Source organism: Xanthobacter wiegelii (genome assembly GCF_043193855.2).
Lineage (GTDB): Bacteria > Pseudomonadota > Alphaproteobacteria > Rhizobiales > Xanthobacteraceae > Xanthobacter > Xanthobacter flavus_A.
On the sequence record NZ_CM195529.1, the window covers coordinates 3,283,185 to 3,302,118 of the forward strand.

At 68.9% G+C, this 18,934-nt stretch carries 18 protein-coding genes; 5 read left to right on the forward strand and 13 right to left on the reverse strand.

The window, feature by feature from the left end; genetic code table 11:
• Positions 1-165 precede the first annotated feature (165 nt).
• The 3 genes from V5F63_RS15235 to V5F63_RS15245 are packed head-to-tail and all read left to right on the forward strand — an operon-like array spanning position 166 to position 3,055.
• The gene (locus tag V5F63_RS15235; RefSeq protein WP_394102781.1) at positions 166-1,557 is read left to right on the forward strand and encodes a GntP family permease; all 1,392 of its coding nucleotides are present in this window, start codon (positions 166-168) and stop codon (positions 1,555-1,557) included.
• Between the two features lie 60 nt (positions 1,558-1,617).
• On the forward strand, positions 1,618-2,556 hold the full coding sequence (locus tag V5F63_RS15240; RefSeq protein WP_394102780.1) for a ParA family protein: 939 nt from the start codon (positions 1,618-1,620) through the stop codon (positions 2,554-2,556).
• Positions 2,549-3,055 carry a hypothetical protein gene (locus V5F63_RS15245; RefSeq protein ID WP_394102779.1) on the forward strand — a complete coding sequence of 169 codons (507 nt, stop codon included), beginning with the start codon at positions 2,549-2,551 and terminating at the stop codon, positions 3,053-3,055. Before V5F63_RS15240 ends, V5F63_RS15245 begins: the two co-directional genes overlap by 8 nt.
• A gap of 15 nt (positions 3,056-3,070) precedes the next feature.
• On the opposite strand, the gene V5F63_RS15250 is transcribed toward V5F63_RS15245, so the two are convergent.
• The gene (locus tag V5F63_RS15250) at positions 3,071-3,760 is read right to left on the reverse strand and encodes a YoaK family protein (protein ID WP_394030749.1); all 690 of its coding nucleotides are present in this window, start codon (positions 3,758-3,760) and stop codon (positions 3,071-3,073) included.
• A 10-nt stretch (positions 3,761-3,770) separates the two neighbouring features.
• Positions 3,771-5,558, reverse strand: coding sequence for a single-stranded-DNA-specific exonuclease RecJ (gene recJ / locus V5F63_RS15255; RefSeq protein WP_394102778.1), 1,788 nt, complete (start codon positions 5,556-5,558; stop codon positions 3,771-3,773).
• A gap of 200 nt (positions 5,559-5,758) precedes the next feature.
• On the opposite strand from recJ, the gene parE reads away from it, so the two are divergent.
• Positions 5,759-7,813, forward strand: coding sequence for a DNA topoisomerase IV subunit B (parE, locus tag V5F63_RS15260; RefSeq protein WP_394102777.1), 2,055 nt, complete (start codon positions 5,759-5,761; stop codon positions 7,811-7,813).
• Positions 7,814-7,856: 43 nt separating this feature from the next.
• Here parE and V5F63_RS15265 read toward each other — a convergent pair whose 3' ends face one another.
• Positions 7,857-9,026, reverse strand: coding sequence for an MFS transporter (locus V5F63_RS15265; RefSeq protein WP_394102776.1), 1,170 nt, complete (start codon positions 9,024-9,026; stop codon positions 7,857-7,859).
• Positions 9,027-9,365: 339 nt separating this feature from the next.
• Between V5F63_RS15265 and V5F63_RS15270 the strand changes: the two genes are divergently transcribed.
• Positions 9,366-10,943, forward strand: a complete 1,578-nt coding sequence (locus V5F63_RS15270) for a DEAD/DEAH box helicase (RefSeq protein ID WP_394102775.1) — start codon at positions 9,366-9,368, stop codon at positions 10,941-10,943.
• A gap of 77 nt (positions 10,944-11,020) precedes the next feature.
• On the opposite strand, the gene V5F63_RS15275 is transcribed toward V5F63_RS15270, so the two are convergent.
• The 10 genes from V5F63_RS15275 to V5F63_RS15320 all read right to left on the reverse strand — a co-directional run bounded on the left by V5F63_RS15275 (position 11,021) and on the right by V5F63_RS15320 (position 18,900).
• Entirely contained in the window at positions 11,021-11,449 is a 429-nt protein-coding gene (locus V5F63_RS15275) for a TfoX/Sxy family protein (RefSeq protein ID WP_394102774.1), read from the reverse strand.
• 69 nt (positions 11,450-11,518) lie between these two features.
• On the reverse strand, positions 11,519-12,292 hold the full coding sequence (locus V5F63_RS15280; RefSeq protein WP_394102773.1) for an ATP12 family chaperone protein: 774 nt from the start codon (positions 12,290-12,292) through the stop codon (positions 11,519-11,521).
• Positions 12,293-12,304: 12 nt separating this feature from the next.
• Positions 12,305-13,024, reverse strand: a complete 720-nt coding sequence (locus V5F63_RS15285; protein ID WP_394102772.1) for an HAD-IA family hydrolase — start codon at positions 13,022-13,024, stop codon at positions 12,305-12,307.
• Positions 13,021-13,677, reverse strand: a complete 657-nt coding sequence (locus V5F63_RS15290; RefSeq protein WP_394102771.1) for a hypothetical protein — start codon at positions 13,675-13,677, stop codon at positions 13,021-13,023. The genes V5F63_RS15285 and V5F63_RS15290 overlap by 4 nt, the downstream gene beginning before the upstream one ends.
• A gap of 248 nt (positions 13,678-13,925) precedes the next feature.
• On the reverse strand, positions 13,926-15,782 hold the full coding sequence (locus tag V5F63_RS15295; protein ID WP_209489766.1) for a TRAP transporter large permease: 1,857 nt from the start codon (positions 15,780-15,782) through the stop codon (positions 13,926-13,928).
• A gap of 107 nt (positions 15,783-15,889) precedes the next feature.
• Positions 15,890-16,516, reverse strand: coding sequence for a TRAP transporter small permease subunit (locus V5F63_RS15300; protein ID WP_209483575.1), 627 nt, complete (start codon positions 16,514-16,516; stop codon positions 15,890-15,892).
• A gap of 206 nt (positions 16,517-16,722) precedes the next feature.
• Complete coding sequence (locus tag V5F63_RS15305; protein ID WP_394102770.1) at positions 16,723-17,817, reverse strand: RluA family pseudouridine synthase; 1,095 nt, start codon at positions 17,815-17,817, stop codon at positions 16,723-16,725.
• 169 nt (positions 17,818-17,986) lie between these two features.
• On the reverse strand, positions 17,987-18,376 hold the full coding sequence (crcB, locus tag V5F63_RS15310; RefSeq protein WP_394030767.1) for a fluoride efflux transporter CrcB: 390 nt from the start codon (positions 18,374-18,376) through the stop codon (positions 17,987-17,989).
• Between the two features lie 18 nt (positions 18,377-18,394).
• On the reverse strand, positions 18,395-18,673 hold the full coding sequence (locus V5F63_RS15315; protein ID WP_394030769.1) for a type II toxin-antitoxin system RelE/ParE family toxin: 279 nt from the start codon (positions 18,671-18,673) through the stop codon (positions 18,395-18,397).
• Positions 18,670-18,900, reverse strand: coding sequence for a hypothetical protein (locus V5F63_RS15320; RefSeq protein ID WP_209483584.1), 231 nt, complete (start codon positions 18,898-18,900; stop codon positions 18,670-18,672). Before V5F63_RS15320 ends, V5F63_RS15315 begins: the two co-directional genes overlap by 4 nt.
• Between the last annotated feature and the right edge of the window lie 34 nt (positions 18,901-18,934).

The following is an 18,934-nucleotide window of genomic DNA, read 5'->3' on the forward strand; positions in this document are numbered from 1 at the left end:
CGCACACGGCGGGCGATGACGGCGGGCGGCGTGGGCTGGCTGCCTCCACCCCTCGGAAACTATTGCGCCGCAACACTTCTTATGATTTCCGAAGCTGGTGCTCGGCCGTAGGGCGCATTACTGTCCCGCCTGAGGGACCGCCCTACCGTCGCCGGATGCACCGCCATGAGCTTCGTCGTCTGCCTCGCCGCGCTCTTCTTCCTGATGCTCGTGGCCTATCGCGGCTTCAGCGTGATCCTGTTCGCGCCCGTCGCCGCCATCGGCGCGGTGCTGCTCACCGATCCGGCGGCGGTGCCGGTGATCTTTTCCGGCCTGTTCATGGAAAAGATGGTGGGCTTCATCAAGCTCTACTTCCCGGTGTTCCTGCTGGGCGCCATCTTCGGCAAGCTCATCGAGCTGGCCGGCTTCTCGCGCTCCATCGTCTCGGCGGTGGTGAACCTTCTGGGGCCGACGCGGGCCATCGTCTCCATTGTGCTGGTGGGGGCGGTGCTCACCTATGGCGGCGTCTCGCTGTTCGTGGTGGTGTTCGCGCTCTATCCCTTCGGGGCCGAGATGTTCCGGCAGGTGGGCATCCCCAAGCGCCTGCTGCCGGCGGTGATCGCGCTCGGCGCCTTCTCCTTCACGGCGGATACGCTGCCCGGCACGCCGCAGCTGCAGAACATCATCCCCACCGCCTTCTTCGGCACCACGGCCTATGCCGCGCCCATCCTCGGCATCGTCGGCTCCATCTTCATCTTCGTAACGGGCATCGCCTATCTGGAATTCCGCCGGATGCAGGCCCACCGCGCGGGCGAAGGCTACGGCACCGGCCACCTCAACGAGAGCCTGCCGGACGACAGCGTCCCGCCCGTCCCGCCGCTGCTCGCTGTGCTGCCGCTGGTTGTGGTCGGCGTCGCCAACCTGTTCTTCGCCTGGCACATCCCCGGCTGGTTCGGGCCGCAGGCGAGCGCGACGCTGGTGGAAGGCGGGCCGGCTGTGAGCCTCGACACCCACGTCTGGGCCGGCATCTGGGCGGTGGAGGCGGCCCTGCTGCTGGGCATCCTCACGGTGGTGGCGTTCGGCTACAGGGCCATTGCCGGGCATTTCGCCGGCGGCTCGAAGGAGGCGGTGGGCGGCGCGCTCCTCGCCGGCCTTAATACGGCGACGGAATACGGCTTCGGCGCGGTGATCGCGGCGCTGCCGGGCTTTCTCGTCATCAAGGCGGCCCTCACCTCCATCCCCAATCCCCTCATCAACGAGGCGATCACGGTGACGACGCTGGCCGGCATCACCGGCTCGGCCTCGGGCGGCCTCTCCATCGCCCTTGGGGCCATGGCGCAGCAATTCATCGCCGAGGCACAGACCTACGGCATCCCGCTGGAGGTGATGCACCGCGTCGCTTCCATGGCCGCCGGCGGCATGGACACGTTGCCGCACAACGGCGCGGTCATCACGCTGCTCACCGTTACCGGGCTAACGCATCGTCAGTCCTATGGCGACATCTTCGCCGTTACCATCATAAAGACCACCGCGGCCTTCTTCGTGATCGGCTTCTATTATTTGACCGGCCTCTATTGAGCAGGTGCAGCATCGCCTTTAGGTTGCGGCGCAACATGGGCTGCGAGGGGTGGTGCGGACATGGCTGAAGTCGGGGGGGCCGAAGCCGGGGAGGCCGCTGCCGGGGGGCAGGTGATCGCCGTCGCCAACATGAAGGGCGGGGTGGGCAAGACCACCACAGTGGTCATGCTGGCGGAAGGCTTTGCGGAGCAGGGCGCGCGGGTGGTCGTGGTCGATCTCGACGCGCAGGCCAACGCCTCCTACTGCTTCGCCCATGACGACGAGCTGAAGGCGATCCTCGAGCGCCGCCAGTCGGTGACATCCTTCCTTGCCGACCGGCTGCTCTATGGCGACCGGACCTCCATCGCCCAGTACATCACACCGAGCATCTGCCATGTGATGAAGGCGGGCGAGGAACTGGCCATCGACATGGTGGTGGCGAGCCCCCGCCTGCGCCTGCTGGAGCGCGAGATCGTGCTGCGGCTGGCGGAGAAGAATTACGGGCTGCGCTCGCTGGAAGGCCAGTCGCTGAAGGTGCTGGACGAAGCGCTCAAATACCTGCGCGCGCATTACGACGTGGTGCTGTTCGATTGCGCCCCCGGCATCTCCGCCTTCACCGAGGTGGCCATCCGCCTCGCCGACATGGTGATCGTGCCCACCATTCCGGATTATCTCTCCACGCTGGGCTTCGACGCCTTCCGCGCCTCGGTGTGGGAGAATGCCCACGTCACGCGATCCACACTGCCCCAGCCCAGGCGCCGCCCGCTGGTGCTGGCGAGCCGGGTGCACGCGCAGAAGGTCCAGCATCGCGACACGCTCATCAGCCTGCGGGAGGAGGCGGCCGAAGACGGCGCGGTCTATGAGATCTTCGACACCGAGGTCCGCAACCTCGCCGCCATCGAGCGGGCCATGGACCCCGAGAACTTTCCCTACGCACCCTCCTTCGAGCAGAAATGGTACAACGCCGTGGACGCGGTGCGCGACCTCGTGAACGAGACGCGGAGGCGGCTCAATGGCTGAGACTTCGGAATTCTTCGCCCTCCTCGCGGCCATCGGCGGCCGGGCCGCCCTCTTCGCGGCGGGCGGCAATCTCGCGCGCAAGGCGGTGAACGAGATCGTCCGCGCCCAGCTCGTGGCCGACGGGACCGACCTCGAAGCGCTGCGCGCCATCCGAGCCGTGCTCGGCCCCGCCGCCTTCGCCGAGGCGCTGGACGGGGTGCCGGCGCCCAAGACCAAGGCGCTGCTGGCCCGCATCGATCCCCACGCCCCTGCCCTCGCCCAGCCCGGCGACCGGGTGAAGGCGCTCCTCGCCCTTGCCGATGCCAGCCGCGATCCTGCCCAGCCCGTTGCCAAGCCGGCAAAGAAGGCGTCGTCCCGCAAAGCGCCCGCGGCCGCTCCTGCTGCGCCCGCCACGGCCCCGGCTGCCCCTGCGGCCGAGGTTGCCCCCGAAGGCAAGCCCGCGCCGCGCAAGCGCAAGATCACCGGGCGCACGGCGCTCCGGGTGTCCGAGGAGCGGTGATTCCGCCGCGCGGGATTATGCCTTGTCCTTCTCTGGCGCGGGGTCCGGCCCCAGCGTGAAGATTTCCGCCACCGCCACCAAGGTGGGCACGAACAGGCACCACATACCCACCGCGCGATAGAGCAGCGCGGCCGAGAGGCAGCCGAAGAGGAAGGCGGCGAGGTACGCACTCATCCGCCCGAGGCGGGCGCGGTTGGCGGCAATGTTGGTGCCCTCCAGCGGCCGCCAGAGATTGGCGATGTCCACCAGCACCTGCGTGAACGTGCCCGTCATCACGGTGGAGGGCGGTGAATCGGTAAGGTGGGTGCGGTGGAGCGCGTTCTGCAGCGCCATGGCCGCCACCAGGGTCATGCCCATCATTACGGCGGCGGGGGAATTGTGGTCGTAGAAGGGCCCGGACTGCACGGCAACCAGCGCCGCATGCGCCAGCAGCACGAGCTTCGCCGCCATCAGCACGCGGAAATCGTCCCGCCCGCGCCGGGCGAGGGCGAGACTCAATTCCCGCGCGCACAGCACCACGAAGGCGAACACCGGCAGCGCCAGGACCTTCGCCAGCGATGGCGCCTCCCCATGGGCCAGCGAGGCGGCGATGGTGACGAAATTGCCGGTCACATGGGCCGCGAACAGCCCGCCGAGCGCGACGAAGCCCGCCGCATCCACGAAGCCGGCGTTGAAGCAGAGGAGGACGGCGAGCAGCACTTTCACGGCAGAGCCCTCATCCCGCCTCGGCCACGTCGCGGATGCGCAGCGCCACCCGCGTCTCGCCCTGCCAGGTGTCGATGTCGAGGCATCCGGCCACATGCAGATTGCGCCCGCGCGCAGCCAAGAGCGCCCGGCCCAGCGGCTCCTCGGCGCAGCGGAAGGCGGTGGCCTTCAGCGTCGTGCCGTCCGGCGAGGAGATGCGGGCGCGCACATGGCCGCCGCCGAAGCTCTCCACATAGCTGATGCGGTGGCCGGGAAAGGCGAACACCGGCTCCGGATTGCCGGCGCCGAACGGGCCGGCACGGGCGACGGTCTCCACGAGGTCCACCGTCGCCCCGCGCGCGGTCATCGCGCCGTCGATGGAAAGGGTGCCCTCGGCGCGGGCACGCTCCACATCCGGGGCAAGGCGCTGCTCCAGCTCCGCGCGCAGGGCGCCGAGCTGGCGGCGCTCCACCGTCAGGCCGGCCGCCATGGCATGGCCGCCGCCCTTCACCAATAGCCCGCTCTCCACCGCGCCGCGCACCGCCCGGCCGATATCCACGCCGGGAATGGAGCGGCCGGAGCCGGTGCCGGTCTCACCATTGAAGGCGATGGCGAAGGCCGGGCGTTGGAAGCGCTCCTTCAGCCGCGCGGCGACGAGGCCGACGACGCCGGGGTGCCAGCCCTCACCGCTCACCACCACCACCGCGCCCTCCTCCGAGATGCCCAGCGCCGCATGCGCCTCGGCCTCTGCGGCGGCAAGGATGGCGCGTTCCACCTCCTGCCGCTCGGCGTTCAGGCGGTCCAGCTCGGCGGCGATGCCGCGCGCCTCGGCGGGGTCCTGCGTCAGCAGCAGGCGCGCGCCCAGCGTCGCCTCGCCGATGCGCCCGCCGGCATTGATGCGCGGGCCGATGAGGAAGCCGAGATGGAACGGCCGGGGCGGCCCGTCGAGCCGCGCCGCGTCCATCAGAGCGGTCAGGCCGATGCGGGTGCGCCGGCGCATGGCGATGAGCCCCTTCGCCACGAAGGCCCGGTTGAGGCCGATGAGCGGCACGACGTCCGCCACGGTCGCCAGCGCCACGATGTCGAGTGCCTCCAGCAGGTCCGGCGCCGGGCGCTCGGCGTTGAAATGCCCGCTCTGGCGCAGCGCCCGCACAAGCCCCACCGCCACCACGAAGGTGATCCCGGCGGCGCAGACATGGCCGAGGCCGGAGAGGTCGTCCTCCCGGTTCGGGTTCACGATGGCGGTGGCGGGCGGCAGCGTCTCCCCCGCCTGATGGTGGTCAATGACCACCACATCCATGCCGAGCCGTTTCGCGGCCGCCAGCGGTTCCTGCGAGGTCGTGCCGCAATCCACCGTCACCAGCAGGGTCACGCCCCGCGCGGCCAACTGCTCGATGGCCGGCACGTTCGGCCCGTAGCCCTCGAAGATGCGATCCGGAATGTGGAAGAACGGGTCGAGCCCGCCGGCCTGGAGCACGCCCACCATGAGGGCGGTGGAGCAGGCGCCGTCCACGTCATAGTCGCCGAACACCGCCACCTGCTCGCCGGTCGTGACCGCGCGGGCGAGGCGGGCCACGGCGGCGGGCATGTCGGTAAGCGTGTCGGGATCGGGCAGAAGGGTACGGATGGAGGGGTCGAGATAGCGCTCCACCTCGTCCAGCGGCACGTTGCGGGCCGCGAGCACGCGGGCGAGCAACTCGCTGATGCCGAAGCGCTGGGCCATGGCGAGCGCCGTCTGTCCCCCGCGCACGTCCAGCCGCTCCCGCCAGGTGCGGCCGGTGGCGGAGCGGGCGACGTCGAGGAAGAGGCGATTCGGCACGGCGATATTCACGCGCGCATGAAGCCAGAGGAGAGGCGCGGCGTCGAGCGCGGGGGATTATGGGGGTTTTGTTGCCATTCCGTTCCCCTTCGGCGCCGGGTCTGCCACACTGGGGAAATCAGGGGCCGCGGCGCCGTCCCGATTCGCGCCGGCCCTGCCGTTCTGCTATCTGGCGCCCAAACCTCCGACCTCAGAGTGCCATGTCCGACAGCGATAATTCCGACGATCTCTTCGCCGCCCGGCCGCGCGGCTCCAGCAAGGCGCCGGCGAAGGAAAGCGCGCGCGGCAAGGCCGCAGTCGTGCCTCAGATGGCGGGCGATTATACCGCCGCCCACATCGAGGTGCTGGAAGGGCTGGAGCCGGTGCGGCGCCGGCCGGGCATGTATATCGGCGGCACCGATTCCAAGGCGCTGCACCACCTCTTTGCCGAGGTGATCGATAATTCGATGGACGAGGCGGTGGCCGGCCATGCCACCTTCATCGAGGTGCAGCTGGGTGCCGACGGCTATCTCACCGTCTCGGACAATGGCCGCGGCATCCCGGTGGAGGAGCACCCGAAGTTCCCCGGCAAGTCGGCGCTCGAGGTCATCATGACCACGCTGCATGCCGGCGGTAAGTTCGACAGCAAGGTCTACGAGACCTCCGGCGGCCTGCACGGCGTGGGCGTCTCGGTGGTGAACGCGCTCTCCGACGACCTGGAAGTGGAGGTCTCGCGCAACCAGACCCTCTATCGCCAGAGCTTCTCCAAGGGCCTGCCCCAAGGGCCGCTCAAGGAAGTCGGCCGCATCACCAACCGGCGCGGCACCCGGGTGCGCTTCCATCCCGACCCGGAGATCTTCGGCGCCGGCGCGCACTTCGAGCCGGCCCGCGTGTTCCGCATGGCCCGCTCCAAGGCGTACCTGTTCGGCGGCGTGGAAATCCGCTGGGCGTGCGATCCCGAGCTGCTGAAGGCCGGCGAGAACATCCCGGAGAAGACGGTCTTCCGCTTCCCCGGCGGCCTCAAGGACTATCTGGCGGCGGACCTCGAAGGCAACACGCTGGTCCATCCGGACATCTTCGCCGGCCGCATCCAGAAGACCGGCGGTCACGGCTCGGTGGAATGGGCGGTGGCGTGGGTGGCGGATGCCGATGGCGGCATCTCCTCCTACTGCAACACCATTCCGACCCCTGACGGCGGCACCCATGAGAACGGTCTCAAGGCTGTGCTGCTCAAGGGCCTGAAGGACTATGCGGAGCGCGCCGGACAGGGCAAGCGCGGCTCCGTCATCACCGGCGACGACGTGATCACCGGCTGCGCCGCCATGCTCTCCGTGTTTGTGCGCGAGCCGGAATTCCAGGGCCAGACCAAGGACCGCCTCGCCACCGCCGAGGCCGCCCGCATCGTCGAGCAGGCGCTGCGCGACCCCTTCGACCACTGGCTCGCCGCCAACCCGGTGCAGGCGAGCCGCCTGCTCGACCATGTGATCGACAGGGCCGAGGAGAGGCTGCGCCGCAAGCAGGAGAAGGAGGTCTCCCGCAAGACCGCCGTGCGCAAGCTGCGCCTGCCCGGCAAGCTCGCCGACTGCTCCAACACCGAGGCGGCGGGCTCCGAGATCTTCATCGTCGAGGGCGACTCGGCCGGCGGCTCGGCCAAGCAGGCGCGGGACCGCAAGACGCAGGCAGTGCTGCCCCTGCGCGGCAAGATCCTGAACGTCGCCAACGCCACCCGCGACAAGCTTGCCGCCAACCAGCAGCTCGCCGACCTCGGCCAGGCGCTGGGCTGCGGCACGCTCACCCATTACCGCGAGACGGACCTCAGGTACGAGAAGGTCATCATCATGACCGACGCCGACGTGGACGGCGCGCACATCGCCTCCCTCCTCGTCACCTTTTTCTTCCGCCAGATGCCGAAGCTGATCGAGGAGGGCCACCTCTTCCTCGCCGTGCCGCCGCTCTACCGCATCACGCAGGGGGCCAAGACCCTCTATGCGCGGGACGACGCCCACCGCGAGCGGCTGCTGAAGAAGGAGTTTTCCGCCAAGGGCAAGGTGGATGTGGGCCGCTTCAAGGGCCTCGGCGAGATGATGCCGGCGCAGCTCAAGGAAACCACCATGGACCCGAAGACGCGCACCCTGCAGCGCGTCTCCGTGGAGGATGCAGAGCGCGCCGCCACCGTTGATCTCGTGGAACGGCTCATGGGCAACAAGCCGGAAGCGCGCTTCGCCTTCATCTCCGAGCGCGCCGCTTTCGCGGGCGAGGAGATGCTGGACATCTGAGCCGGCGCTATCCGTCCTCGCAGGGGGCTCGGGCGGCACCTTGCTACAGCGTCTCTGACGGCGAGATGTGCCCCTTGCGCGGCTGGAGCAGCCCGGCGGGGCCGGCGAGCACCAGCATGCCGATGCCGGCGGCGATGAACATGGCCACCACCCCGGCGAAGCCCGCCGCCTGCGTCAGCGCCAGCGCACCCACCGCCTGGCCGATGAAGAAGAAGGAGGCGAACAGCGCCAGCGCCGATCCGCGCGCCTCCGGGGCAAGCTCGGTGGCGAGGATCTGCAGAACGTTGTGGATCATGTAGAAGGCAAATCCGGCGGCGCCGAAGATCGCCGCCATCAGCAGGAGCCCGTGGGCGCGGGTGGCGAGGATCAGCAGCACCCCCACCCCGGCGGCGCCCCACCGCACCATGCCGCCGAGCCCGAGATAGCGCACCAGCAGCGGGACGGCGAAGGTATAGAATGCACCGCCGATGGCGAAGGCGCCGAGCGCGATGCCCGCCTCCTTGGCATCGCCGATGCCCTGGTGGACCATCAGCGGCGCCACCAGCGGGAACACGCCGAAGCTCAGCGCGCCCTCGATGGCGACAACGCCATAGACTTTTATGGACAAAGGGTTGCGCAGCACGATGCCGTAGCGGGCGATGGACGCGGCGAACGACAGGGGCTGACGCTGCCCCTCCTCCGTGAGCCCGAAGATGGTGGCGAGCGCGGCGAGGGCGGCGACGCCGAAGGCGGACCAGAACACCTCGCGCCACCCCGCCATCTCGGCGATGAAGCCGGCCAAAGCCGAGCCGGAGAGCTGCCCCAGCACCAGCGCGAGCAGCACCCGGCTGAGCGCCACCGGCCGGCGCTCGTACGCCACCCTGTCGCCCACCGTCGCCAGGACCACCGGGATGATGCCGCCGGCGAAGGCCCCGGAGAAGACGCGGGAGGCGAGCAGCATCTCGTGGCTGGTCGCGGTGGCCGACACCGCGAGGCCGATGGAGAGCATGACGAGGTTCCCGCGGATGAGCCGCACCTTGCCCACCGCATCGCCGATGGGGCCGAACACCAGCTGCATCACCGCATAGGGAAAGGTGAAGGCGCTGGCGAGCATGGCCACCTGCTGCAGCGTCACCTGAAGGTCGCTCGCCAGAATGTTCAGCATGGGATCGACGACGCGCATGGAAAACGCGCTCGCGAACGCCGCAAGACCGAGGACGAGAAGAAAGGGCATGGGATCCGGGACGGCGACAGGGCCGCCATCCCTGCGGCGTCGGGCGGGATGGGTCAACCCGACGAGGCCGCATGGGTGCAGCGCACACACATTCACTCAACGCATGGCGGGTGCTCGGAAAGCGTGCATTGACGCAACCTCGTCCGCGCTTTCTGGCGTTTTCGACCCCGAATCGGCGACCCCGGCCGGAAAACATTGACACGGCGCATCATTTTCTTATGTTGCTATGCGTCGTCCGAGATATGTCGAATCCAAGCGCGCCGACCGACGACCACTCGTCTGACCCCGTACGGCACGGGACGTTCGATCAGCGGCGCGCCGCCGCATCCAAAAGATGCAATGTCATTTTCCGAACTCGGCCTGAGCGACAAGGTCCTCGCGGCGGTCGCCGACACCGGCTACACGATCCCGACCCCGATCCAGGCCCAGGCCATCCCCCATGTTCTCGCGCGCCGGGATGTTCTCGGCCTCGCGCAGACAGGTACCGGCAAGACCGCCGCCTTCACGCTCCCCATGCTGACGCTGCTGGAGCAGGGCCGCGCCCGTGCCCGCATGCCGCGCACTCTCATCCTGGAGCCCACCCGCGAGTTGGCGGCCCAGGTGGAAGAGAATTTCACGCGCTACGGCAAGTACAGCAAGCTGAACGTCGCCCTGCTCATTGGCGGCGTTTCCTTCGGCGACCAGGACTCCAAGCTCGCTCGCGGCGTGGACGTGCTGATCGCCACCCCGGGCCGCCTGCTCGACCATGTGGAGCGCGGCCGCCTGCTTCTCTCCGGCATCGACGTTCTCGTCATCGACGAGGCCGACCGCATGCTGGACATGGGCTTCATCCCGGACATCGAGCGCATCTGCAAGCTCGTGCCCTTCACCCGCCAGACGCTGTTCTTCTCGGCCACCATGCCGCCGGAGATCCAGCGCCTCGTCTCGCAATTCCTCTCCAACCCCGTGCGGGTGGAAGTCTCCAAGCCCGCGTCCACCGCCACCACGGTGACGCAGGAACTGGTTGCCTCCGGCCGCGAGGACTATGAGAAGCGCGACGTGCTGCGGGAGCTGATCCGCAGCTGCGAGAACCTGCAGAACGGCATCATCTTCTGCAATCGCAAGCGCGACGTGGCGGTGCTCCACCGCTCGCTGCAGAAGCACGGCTTCAATGCCGTCGCCCTGCACGGCGACATGGACCAGCACGCCCGCATCAAGGCGCTGGACGAGTTCCGCAACGGCGAGGCGACCCTGCTGGTGGCCTCCGACGTGGCCGCGCGCGGCCTCGACATCCCGGCGGTGAGCCACGTCTTCAATTATGACGTGCCGCACCATTCCGAGGATTACGTCCACCGCATCGGCCGCACCGGCCGCGCCGGCCGCGCCGGCACGGCCTACACCATGGTCACGCACCTCGATGCCAAGTCCCTCTCGGCCATCGAAAAGCTGATCGGCAACCCGATTCCCTGGCACGGCCCGGCCCTCGGCGATGCGCCGCCGGCCTCCGAGCGCCGCGGGCGCGAGGATGGCCGTCTGCGCGGCAAGCGCCGCATGGACAAGGAGCCGCGCGAGGGTCAGCCCCGCGAGGCTCGTGGCGATCGCGAAGGTCGCGGCGAGCGCGAGCCGCGCCGCGAGCGCGAGCCCCGGGCCGAGGGCGCGGAGCGTGCCGAGCGGCCCGAGCGTCAGCCGCGGGCTGAACGGGCGGAGCGTCCCGAGCGCGCCGAACGTCCCGAGCGTCAGGAGCGGGAACGCGCCGCGCGTCCGGAACGGTCCGCCGAGCGTGGCGACCGCCCCGAGCGCAACCGTCGTCCCACCCGCGAGGATGCTGCCGAGGCGCGTCCCCCGCGCCGCGAGCGGGCGCCTGCCAACGAGCCGGCCGACATGTCCCACCTCCCCGCCTTCCTCCTGCGCCCCGTGCGCGTGAAGGCCGGCGCGTGAAGGTAGCTGCGTGAAGGCCTGCGCCGACCTCCGGGCCGGCGCATCCTTTCAAATGTTCTGATGGATCAGCGCGCCGCTCAGCCTTGGGCCGGCGCGCTTTTCTTTTTGGCGGCGGGCTTCTTCCCGGCCGCGCCAGCCGCCGGCTTCGCCTTCTTCGGGGATGCTCCGCCTACGGGCTTCGCTTTGGCCTCATTGGCCGCATGTGCCACGAAGAGGGCGCGGCGGGCGAGGGCCGCGAGGTCCTCGGCATCGTCCAGCGCCTCTTCGGGCACGGACCAGAAGCCGCCCATGGTGCGGGTGACGCCCTTGGCCAAATAGCTGAAGGGCACGGAGCCCCGCCCCTTCAGATCCTCGGCCAATGCGGCATCGGCCTTGAGATAGAAGGTGTCGCCGGCCCACAGCGCGAACATCAGCCCGTCCGCATAGAGCCCGGCCCCGCCGAACATGCGCCGGACCGCCACCGGGCCGAAGGCGGCGAAGAGATCGGCAATCGCGTCCTCGTCCATTCCCCCTCCCTGCCCCGGCGTGTGGCCCTCCCACGCTCAAGCGCCGCGCGGGCTTGAAGGGGGAGCGGATCAGCCCACCAGCGCCAGCACCTGCGCGGCGGCGTCCATCTCGGTGCGGCGGGCGGCGCGGCGGAGACTGGCGAGTTCGTCCTCACCCCACTGCTCGCGGTTGAAATCCTCATCCACATGAGCCGCCGTCCAGGCCTCATCGGCGGAGAGGGCGCCTTCCGCCACCGCGAGGGCGAGGAGGGCGGAGCCCGTGAGGGTGGTCATGGAATGCACGGCCGCGAGGCGCAGCGGGTCGGCCGGCACCAGCGCCCGGACCTTCGCCAGCGACTCCTCCGGCTGCGCCACATGGGTGACGCCCTCGGCGAGGTAGAAGCGCGCGCCGTGGGTCGCCTTCATCCAGTCCAGCACAGCATCCCAGTGCTTCGCCTGCCGGTCCAACAGCTTCTGCGGACCATCGGCGCGATAGAAGAGCATGTCGGTGCCGGCGTAGTTCACTACCTCGTCCGTAACGGCCTGCGCCTCGGGCGCCACCCGGTCGAGGGCGACGTTGACGAGGCGGGTCAGCGGCATGGTGAAGGGGTCGATCTCGGTCTGCTGCGCCGCCCACTCCGCCGCCATGGCCTCGGCGAGGGCACGGGTCGGCGCCTTGAGCAGGCCGCGCGCGGGGGTGCGCACGGGCCGCCCGTCGAGGAGGATGGTGAAGCCGCCCTCCCCTTCGCCCACGCTCACCTCGGTGTAGAAGCGCTTGGGCAGGGGCGCCTTCTGGGCGGCGCGAGCGCGGGCGACGGGATCGCCCGGATCGCCGCTCTCCACATCTTCCAGGAACTCACGCATCTTGAGCTTTCCTCAGATCACGACGCGGCGGCGGGCCAGAAGCTCGGCGATGGCCTCGGGCACCTCGCGGAAGTGCTGGACGATCCGGTCCGCGCCCGCCCGCTCCAGCGCCGGCGTCTCATGATAACCCCAGGCGACGCCAAGCGCCGAGGCCCCGGCCTGCAGGGCCATGGAGATGTCATAGGTGGTATCGCCGATCACCACCGTATCCTCCGGCCGGGCGCCGATCTCCCCCATGGCCTGGAACACCATGGCCGGATGGGGCTTGGAAGGCGCGTCGTCGGCGGTCTGGATGGTGGAGAACCAGCCCTCCATGCCTTGCACGGACAGGATGCGGTTCACCCCCCGCCGCGACTTGCCGGTGACGATGCCGAGCACCACGTCCTCGCGCTGGCGCAGCCCCTCCAGCACCTCGCGGGCGCCGTCGAACATGGGCTCGGGCGCATCGGCATTCAGCAGGCGGTTGAAGGCGAGCTTGTAGGCATCGACCATCGCCTCGATGGGATAGGACGCATCCCCCTGCGACAGCACCGCGAATGCCTGCGGCAAAGAGAGCCCCACCAGCGAGAGCAGTTTCTCCCGGTCGGGCAGGGGCACGCCGTGGGCGGCGTGGACATCGTGCATGGCGGAGACGATGAGGTGCTGGCTGTCCACCAGCGTGCCGTCGCAATCGAACAGCACCAGCTTGAGGCCGGCGGCGGAGGAAGGATCGGTGTCGCCTGCTGCGCTCATTTCTGGGTCATCTGCTGGGTGGCGATATCGTAGGTCCATGTGATGCCGGACGGATCGACGAACAAGACCTGCCGGAAGCCGCGCTGCTCACACTGCTTGGGGAACGGCCCGGCGACGATCAGCTCGGCCGCCGTCTTGGCCGGGAAGTTGAACTTGATCGTGAGCAGCGTCGCATCGTCTCCGCCGGCCGTGACGGTGAGGTCGAGGCCGTTCTGGGCGAAGCTGTCCTGCTTGCTCTTGGCGAAGGCGCGGCGCGCGGCAGCGTCCGCCGCCGGGGCCGCGACGGGATTGTTCACGGTGGGCAGCGGGAGGGAGGCGTCCTGTCCCGGCGCGGCGGCGGGCGGGGTTGCCGGAGGCGGCGCTGCGGCCTGCGCCGGAGGCGGCGCGGGCGTGGGAGCAGGCGGGGCCGGCGCTGCGGGAGCCGGCGCCGCGGCCTGAACCTGCGGCTGGGCGTCGGGCGCGTCGCCCGGCTCGTCGGACATGACCCACCAGACGAGGCCGCCGGAGATCAGCGCCACCACGGTGCCGCCGAGGCCGACGAGGAAGGGCATGACGAAACTGGTGTGGAGCTTGCGGCCGCAGAAGGGGCAATGGGCCTCCTCGGGATAGACCTGCGCCCCGCAGCCGGGACAGAAGTCGGGCCTCGGGTTCATCGCAATCACCTCCGCACGCTCGGCCGAGCCCGTTCCGGTCGGCCTGGCTCCGCCACGCTGGCGGTCGCCCCGGCCCGTCCAGCACCTTGATCGATCGATGGACCCTGGATCATGCGGCAGGCCGCGAATCGCAGGGTCTTCCCCGTCACCACGAATGCACGACGGGGCGGAGGAACAGAAGCCCTCCACCCCGTCATCTCACTTCCGAATGCGCCCTTAGGAGGGCAAAGCCGGCCGGCCGGGCCCCGCTACTTCCCGAAGCCGAGATCGAGGGGCGGCGGGGGCGCCGCGTCGAGGCCGGGCGAAAGGTTCTCGAACTGCTGCTGGATCTGCTGCTGGTCGAGCTGCACGCCGCCGCTCTTGTAGTGGGTCACCATGCCGGGGAAGAGGATGATGAGCGCCACCATGACGAGCTGGATGCACACGAACGGCACTGCGCCCCAGTAGATCTGCCCGGTGGTCACGGGTTGCATCGTCTTGCCGGTCACACGGTCCACATAGGGCACCTTGGCCGCCACCGAGCGCAGGAAGAACAAGGCGAAGCCGAAGGGCGGATGCATGAAGGAGGTCTGCATGTTCACCGCCAGCATCACGCCGAACCAGATGAGGTCGATGCCCATCTTGTCCGCCGCCGGCCCCAGCAGCGGGATGATGATGAAGGCCAGCTCGAAATAATCGAGGAAGAAGGCCAGCACGAACACCAGCGCGTTCACCGCGATGAGGAAGCCGGTCTGCCCGCCGGGCAGCGACACCAGCAGCTCCTCCACCCATTTGTGCCCGTCCACACCGTAGAAGGTGAGCGAGAACACGCGGGCGCCGAGCAGGATGAACAGCACGAAGGCGGAGAGCTTGGCGGTGGAATAGGTCGCCTGCCGCATCAGGTCGAACTTCAGCCGCCCGCGGGCAAAGGCGAGGATGACCGCGCCCAGCGAGCCCATGGCGCCGCCTTCGGTCGGCGTCGCGACGCCGATGAAGATGGTGCCGAGCACGAGGAAGATGAGCGCCAGCGGCGGCACCATCACGAACACCACCTGCTCGGCGAGCTTGGACAGGAGCCCGAGTCGGAACACGCGGTTCACCACCGCCACCACGAAGGCGATGCCCACCGTGGCCGACATGGTGAGCACCACATAGTCCGCGCCGAACTTCACATGGCTCATCTCCATCAGTTCGATGGCGCCGGCGATGGACAGGGAGAGCGCGATGAAGAGCGAGGGCGTGAGCAGCTTCGCCGTGCCCGACATGACGAAATAGAGCACCACGAACGACGCGACGCCCCACACCGCCATGTTGGCGACGCCGGGAATGGCCCCCGCCGTGAGGCCCGGCAGGGAGCCCCGGGCGATGAGGAAGGCGAAGCCCGCCGCCGCCACCGCGCCGAGGATGCGCGAGGGCATCGTCTTCTGGTCCGGATCGCGCAGGGTCTGCGCCTCCAGCGGCAGGCCGGGCGCGGCGCTGGGGAAGATCGATGAGACCAGGAAGATGTAGCCGGCGTAGAGGCTGGCGAGCAGCAGGCCGGGCAGGAAGGCGCCCTCATACATGTCGCCCACCGAGCGGTTCAGCTGGTCGGCCATCACGATGAGCACGAGGGAGGGCGGGATGATCTGCGCCAGCGTGCCGGACGCCGCGATGACACCGGATGCGACGCGCCGGTCGTAGCCGTAGCGCAGCATGATGGGCAGCGAGATGAGGCCCATGGAGATCACCGAGGCCGCCACCACGCCGGTGGTCGCCGCCAGCAGCGCGCCGACGAAGATCACCGCATAGGCAAGGCCGCCGCGGATGGAGCCGAACACCTGGCCGATGGTGTCGAGCAGGTCCTCGGCCATGCCGGAGCGTTCGAGGATGAGGCCCATGAAGGTGAAGAAGGGCACCGCGAGGAGCACTTCATTGTTCATCGTGCCATAGACTCGTTCCGGCAGCGCCTGCAGGAACTTCGGCTCGAACAGGCCGAGATAGATGCCGATGAGCCCGAAGATGAGCCCGTTGGCGGCCAGCGAGAAGGCGACCGGGTAGCCGAGCAGCAGGAACAGCACCAGCGCGCCGAACATGATCGGCGCCATGTTGTGGACGAACCAGCCCCGGAAGCCGGGCTCCGCCGCCATCGCCACGTCTGGCAGGGCGATGAGCAGGACGGCGAGCAGCGCGACGGCGAGCGCGGCGACGGGACGACGCTTCAAGAGCGTGCGGACGAAGGACATGGCGCGCGCCCCTACTTCTTGGTTGCCGCAGCGGCGCCGGGCGCCCCTTCGGGGAGTTCGGCCTCGGCGAGCAGGCGCTCCGCCTCGGCTGCGAGCGCCGCATGGCTGCCGCCCGCGCCCTCGTGGGGGTCCTCCATCTTTCCGGTGAAGATGGCGATGCGCTTGATGAGTTCGGAGATCCCCTGCAGCGTCAGGAAGAAAAAGCCCACTGGCACCAGCAGCTTGGCCGGCCACTGGGGCAGACCACCGGCATTGAGGGACTGCTCGTTGATCCCGTAGGACGCCAGGAAGAAGGGCCAGGAGGTCCACAGGAGCAGGATGGAGAAGGGCAGCAGGAAGAAGATGTGGCCGAAGATGTCGATGCCATCGCGCCAGCGCTTGGGCAGGCGGGAATTCACGATGTCGATGCGGATGTGCTCGTTATCGATGAGCGTCCACGAGGCGCACAGCAGGAACACCGCCGCGAACAGCACCCATTGCAGTTCCAGCCACGAGTTCGAGCTCATGTCGAACAGCTTGCGGATGATGGCGTTGAGCGCCGACACCAGGATGGAGACAAGGATCAGCCACGCGGCGGCCTTGCCGATGCGGGTGTTGACGGCATCGATCCCTCGCGAGAGGGCGAGAAGGGCTGTCATTGAGATCAATTCCCTCGGGCGCGACCGGAGACGACTCCGGAGTGCTTCTTCTTTGGCCTTCAGGCCTTGGCCCGCACCATAGGGGAAGATGCCGCGACTTCAAGCCGGAGGCGGTTACCAGAATCCCTTACGTGACAAGGCTTAGACCAAGGTCGAAGGCGTCAGCTTCAGCGTGGCGCGCCGAAGGTCCCCGATATTGGCGAGTTTCAAGCCTCAGGCGCTTCGAGGATCGGATCGTACTGCGAGGCGTCAAAGCCCAGCACGGCGAAAGTCTGCGCCATGTGCTGCGGCAGCGGCGCGGATACGTCGATCACCCCCTGCCCGCGCGGATGCGGGATGACGAGCCGCCGCGCCAGCAGGTGCAGGCGGTTCTGCAGGCCGCGGGGCAGTTCCCAGTTTTCGATGTCGAAGTATTTCGGGTCGCCCAGGATCGGGTGGTGGATATGGGCGAGGTGGGCGCGCAGCTGGTGGGTGCGGCCCGTCACCGGCTTCAATGACAGCCAGCTCATCTTCTGCGCGGCCTGGTCCACCACGGCGTAATAGGTGATGGCGTGGCTCGCCTCGTCCTCGCCATGGCGGGCGACGCGCATCTTCTCCTCGTCCTCGTCGCGGGCGAGATAGGTGGAGATGCGCCCCTGCCGGGGCTTCGGGACGCCGGGCACCACCGCCCAATAGACCTTTCGCGCCTCGCGCGAGCGAAAGCTCTTGGCCAGCACCGAGGCGGCGAGCCGCGACTTGGCGATGAGCAGGCAGCCGGAGGTGTCCTTGTCGATGCGGTGGACGAGGCGCGGCTTCTGCCCGTCCCGGTCCTTCAGCGCCTCGAGCAGCCCGTCCACATGGCGGTACGTGCCCGAGCCGCCCTGCACGGCAAGGCCGAATGGCTTGTTCAGCACCATCACGTCCTTGTCCTCGAACAGGGTGATGGATTTGAGGAAGGCCCGGTCCTCTTCCAGTTTGCGGAGGGCGGGGTCCTTGGCCGCGCGGGGCTTGGCCGATGGATTGGACGGCGGGGTCGCGCCGGACTCAGGGGCGCCCTCCTTGCCGGCCTCGCCGTTGCGCGCGCCCTTTGCCGGCACGGGCGCCGCCTCGGGCTCATCGGCGCCGAGCGGGGGAACGCGCACGCTCTGGCCGGGCTCGACGCGGGAGGAGGTCTTCACCCGGCCGCCGTCCACCCGCACCTGTCCTGTGCGCACCAGCTTCTGCAGGTGACCGAAGGAGAGGTCCGGATAATGCACCTTGAACCAGCGGTCGAGGCGCATGCCCGCCTCGTCCTCGGCCACGGTTCTGGTCACGACAGCCATCTTCGCCCTGTTCCTCGCGCAAACCCTTTGATGCCGCAGCAATAGAGCTTTCACCGCGCCATGGCCACCGTCTCGCCGAAAGTCCTGCGCACCCTAAAAGCCCGCGCGGCACCTGAGCGTCGGCAACGCCCAAAAGCCCGCGCGGCGCCTGAGCGTGGCAACGCGACAATCACGTCAGGCTGCGCACCAGCATGATGCCGGCCCAGACGCCGCCAAAGCCCAGCAGCACAGAGCCGAGGGCATAGGCGAAGGCCAATCCCAGTTCGCCGCGTTCGGCGAGATAGAGGAAATCCAGCGAGAAGGTGGAGAAGGTGGTGTAGCCGCCCAGCATCCCGGTGGTGAGGAACAGCCGCACCGGCTGCGTCCACGTCTCGCCGTCCTTGAAGGCGAGATAGCCCGCCATGAGCCCCATGATGAGGCTGCCCGACACGTTGATGAGGAAGGTGGCGAAGGGAAAGCCGGTGCCCAGCAGCCGCGGCACGGCCAAGTTCACGAAATGCCGGATCATGCCGCCGAGGCCGGCGCCGAGGAAGACGATGAGGGCGGGGGGCAGGGTCATGGCGGGTCCCGGAACAGATCAGGAGCGCGCGCGGCGCGCGGCATGGAGAACGGCGAGGATGGTGATGCCATCCGCATCCGCACGATAGATGACAAGGTAGGGCGTATCGGCGATGGCGAGTTGCCGCGTACCCGGCACGGTGCCCGCCGGAGCGGATAGAGGGTGGTCTGCGAGATTGAGGATGGCCCGCTCGATGCGAGCGACAAGACGGCCGGCGGCCGTGGGGCTGTCGGCGGCGACGTAGCGCTCGATCTGCCTGAGGTGGCCGAGGGCGCGGGCACGGAAGGTGACCTTCATCCCCGAAAGCGGGCAAAAAAGGCTTCGACCTCCTCGGGGGACGCGTTCGGCTCCCCATCCTCCAGCGCGCGGCGGACCTCCTCCTCCTGCTCCGGGGTGAGGACATAGACGGCGCTTTCCCCGGCGCCAGCCTCGATCACGTGGAGGAACTCGCGGGCGAGTGCGTCCTGCTCGGCCTCGGGCAGGGCTTCAAGCTTCTCGATGAGTTCGCGCATCAGCCGGGTCATGGTCGCCTTCAGGGTCCAGCCTCGGGGCGGATCA

Bases quoted from the DNA above. Each gene is read 5' to 3' on its own strand.
- V5F63_RS15280 (WP_394102773.1), bottom strand. From the start codon at position 12,292: ATGCGTGAGTTCCTGGAAGATGTGGAGAGCGGCGATCCGGGCGATCCC.
- V5F63_RS15305 (WP_394102770.1), bottom strand. From the start codon at position 17,817: ATGGCTGTCGTGACCAGAACCGTGGCCGAGGACGAGGCGGGCATGCGC.
- V5F63_RS15240 (WP_394102780.1), top strand. From the start codon at position 1,618: ATGGCTGAAGTCGGGGGGGCCGAAGCCGGGGAGGCCGCTGCCGGGGGG.
- V5F63_RS15245 (WP_394102779.1), top strand. From the start codon at position 2,549: ATGGCTGAGACTTCGGAATTCTTCGCCCTCCTCGCGGCCATCGGCGGC.
- V5F63_RS15295 (WP_209489766.1), bottom strand. From the start codon at position 15,782: ATGGCGGCGGAGCCCGGCTTCCGGGGCTGGTTCGTCCACAACATGGCG.
- V5F63_RS15300 (WP_209483575.1), bottom strand. From the start codon at position 16,516: ATGACAGCCCTTCTCGCCCTCTCGCGAGGGATCGATGCCGTCAACACC.
- V5F63_RS15235 (WP_394102781.1), top strand. From the start codon at position 166: ATGAGCTTCGTCGTCTGCCTCGCCGCGCTCTTCTTCCTGATGCTCGTG.
- V5F63_RS15270 (WP_394102775.1), top strand. From the start codon at position 9,366: ATGTCATTTTCCGAACTCGGCCTGAGCGACAAGGTCCTCGCGGCGGTC.
- V5F63_RS15285 (WP_394102772.1), bottom strand. From the start codon at position 13,024: ATGAGCGCAGCAGGCGACACCGATCCTTCCTCCGCCGCCGGCCTCAAG.
- V5F63_RS15275 (WP_394102774.1), bottom strand. From the start codon at position 11,449: ATGGACGAGGACGCGATTGCCGATCTCTTCGCCGCCTTCGGCCCGGTG.
- V5F63_RS15265 (WP_394102776.1), bottom strand. From the start codon at position 9,026: ATGCCCTTTCTTCTCGTCCTCGGTCTTGCGGCGTTCGCGAGCGCGTTT.
- crcB (WP_394030767.1), bottom strand. From the start codon at position 18,376: ATGACCCTGCCCCCCGCCCTCATCGTCTTCCTCGGCGCCGGCCTCGGC.
- V5F63_RS15315 (WP_394030769.1), bottom strand. From the start codon at position 18,673: ATGAAGGTCACCTTCCGTGCCCGCGCCCTCGGCCACCTCAGGCAGATC.
- V5F63_RS15290 (WP_394102771.1), bottom strand. From the start codon at position 13,677: ATGAACCCGAGGCCCGACTTCTGTCCCGGCTGCGGGGCGCAGGTCTAT.
- parE (WP_394102777.1), top strand. From the start codon at position 5,759: ATGTCCGACAGCGATAATTCCGACGATCTCTTCGCCGCCCGGCCGCGC.
- V5F63_RS15320 (WP_209483584.1), bottom strand. From the start codon at position 18,900: ATGACCCGGCTGATGCGCGAACTCATCGAGAAGCTTGAAGCCCTGCCC.